Source organism: Streptomyces triticisoli, assembly GCF_003270085.1.
GTDB classification, from domain to species: Bacteria; Actinomycetota; Actinomycetes; order Streptomycetales; family Streptomycetaceae; genus Streptomyces; species Streptomyces triticisoli.
In genome coordinates this window covers 1-2,379 of sequence record NZ_QFDQ01000244.1, presented here as the reverse complement: position 1 = coordinate 2,379, position 2,379 = coordinate 1, and the positions used below count along the sequence as shown (strand labels likewise).

The window sequence follows — 2,379 nt, the reverse complement described above, 5'->3', positions numbered from 1 at the left end:
TGTGGAGCGTGCGGGGATGCACCGGCCGGGCGGGCAGCCGCCGGTGGTGGTGGTCGGCGTGGCGGGCGGCTGGGCGGCGGCCTCGGCGGGCCTGCGGCACGCGGCCGAGACGGCGACGGCGGCGCAGGGACTGCCGGACCGGCCCTGGTACGACGCCCGCCGTCTGGACATCGACCTGCTGCTGTGGCGGCTGCGCGACCACCCGGACCTGGCGGCCTTCGTGGACCGCGCGATCGGCCCGCTGGTGGACCACGACCGCCGGTCGAAGCCGCCGCTGCTGCCCACCCTGCAGACGTATCTGGCGAACGCGGGCCGCAAGGCGGAGACGGCGCGCGAGCTGCATCTGAACCGGCAGACGCTCTACAACCGCCTCGCCCGGATCGGGGAGTTGCTGGGCACCGACCTCGACGACCCGCAGACGGTGCTGGCGTTGAGCCTGGCCCTGCGGGCCCGTCGGCACGTCCCTTGACGGGCCGTCAGCTCAGTGGTCTGAGCTGGGTCAGCTCGTCGTAGACACTGAGCACTTGGGCGACCGTCTCGTCCTCGGTGGGCCAGGTCGCGGCCTGCCGTGCGCCCATCTCCCGCAGTGTCTCCCGGCGTTCGGGATCGCCGAGCAGCCGTACGACGGCACCGGCGAAGGCCTCCGTGTCCTGCTCCGGGACCAGTTCGGCCGCGTCGCCCACCAGTTCGGGGATACCGCCCGTGCGCGCGGCGACGAGCGGCACGCGCGCGTGCAGTGCCTCCTGGGCGAGGACCGAGCGGGCCTCCCAGCTCCTGGGGAGCAGCGCCACGTCGGCCGCCGCCAGCAGCTCGCCGACGTCCTCCCGCCGCCCGAGGAGCCGGACGGGCAGCTCCTCGTCCTCGATCCGCCGCTGCAGCTGGGCACGCAACGGGCCCTCGCCCGCGACGAGGAGCAGCGGTACGGGGTCCAGCAGACGCCAGGCGCGGGCGGCGTCCAGCAGCAGCTCGTGGCCGCGGCCCGGGTCCAGGGAGGCGACCGCGAGGAGCAACGGCCGGTCCATGGCGCCGAGTTCGGCCCGCACCTTGGAGCGCGGGCGGTCCGGGTGCTCGTACCCGGCGGCCGGCGGGGGCACCGCGACGGCGGCGAGCCTCGCGTCCCGGGCGCCCCGGCGGCGGGCCCGGTCGACGAGTCCGGAGGTGGTGCCGAGCACGACGGTGGCGGCCTTCACCACCCGGCGTTCCAGCAGCCGCAGCAGATGCGCGCGGGCTCCTTCGGCGTGCGCGTGGTTGTGCCAGGTGACCACCAGGGGCGTGGTCCGGCCGCTGAGCGCGAGTGCCGCGCGGAAGGAGGCGTGCAGACCGTGCGCGTGCACCAGGTCGGCGTCCGCGCAGACCGTGCGCAGCGCGGCCACGGACACCGGGTCACTGCTGCGGGGCACGTGCACGTGCTGGGCGCCGACGTCGGTGAAGCCGTAGGCGCGGTCGGCCTCGGCGGGGGCGCACACCGTGACCCGTACGCCCCTCGCGACCAGCCCGGCGGCCAGCGACCGTACATGCGTGCTACTGCCGGCGTTGCCTCCGCCCAGCACCTGCACGGTGCGCAGCGGAGACTGACCGTGCGATACGTGGCTGCTCACGGGGCTCACGGGGCCGGGGCTCCTGGTTCGGCGTTCGGGCGATCACGGGAAACGGATCACGAGGAAACGTACAGAAGGTATCGAGCCGAGGGACTGAACCGCGCGCGCCCTTGCCAGGCCTCCCGCCCCGGCTCCAAGGATGCCAGTACGTACGGGTCACTCGGACGAGTGCGGTCGAGGGCTCGGCGCCCCCTGCTGCCCGCTCACCTTTTCGCCGTACACGGCGGCGGTGACCACCGCGAGGGAGTGTGCGATCAGTCCGGCGCGCCCGTTGCACGCGACGGCGGCCACGCCGAGGGCCGCGCCCAGGGCGTGCGCCCCCGTGTCGCCGAGCATCACGCGCTCCCCCAGGTCCTCGGGCAGAACGGCCGCGGCGGCCCCGGTGGTGGCGGCGGCCAGTTCCGCGCCCGGTCCGCCGCGCAGCAGCCCGGGCGCCGCGAGTGCGAGCACCGCGCCGGCGGCTCTGCCGGGCCGTACGTCCAGGAGGTTGACGGCGTGCGCGGCCCCGGCGATCACGATCCCGGCGAGGACCTTGTCCAGCGGCCGTTCCTTCAGCAGCGCCCCGGCGACGAGCCCGGCGGCCGGGATCCCGAACAACTTGACCGCCCCGCTGGTGACCTCACCGCCCCGCAGCGCGGCCAGATGCGCCCGGAACCCACGCCGCGGGTCACCGGCCCCGGCGATGTCGTCATAGGCCCCGCAGAACCCTGCGGCCAGTACCGCCGCCCCGGCCGCGGGCCGCACCCGCCCGACCGCCGCGGCGACTGCCGCGGCCGTCGCG

General features: G+C 75.9%; 3 protein-coding genes. 1 reads left to right on the top strand and 2 read right to left on the bottom strand.

The window, feature by feature from the left end; genetic code table 11:
- A partial coding sequence (locus DEP02_RS35605; protein WP_198668644.1) for a PucR family transcriptional regulator occupies positions 1 to 469 on the top strand: 469 nt, incomplete at its 5' end.
- Positions 470 to 476: 7 nt separating this feature from the next.
- Here DEP02_RS35605 and DEP02_RS28955 read toward each other — a convergent pair.
- Both DEP02_RS28955 and DEP02_RS28950 read right to left on the bottom strand, forming a co-directional pair.
- Entirely contained in the window at positions 477 to 1,607 is a 1,131-nt protein-coding gene (locus DEP02_RS28955; RefSeq protein WP_112470635.1) for a glycosyltransferase family 4 protein, read from the bottom strand.
- Positions 1,608 to 1,754: 147 nt separating this feature from the next.
- Positions 1,755 to 2,379 (bottom strand): hypothetical protein (locus DEP02_RS28950; RefSeq protein ID WP_112470634.1); only part of this gene is annotated, 625 nt, incomplete at its 5' end.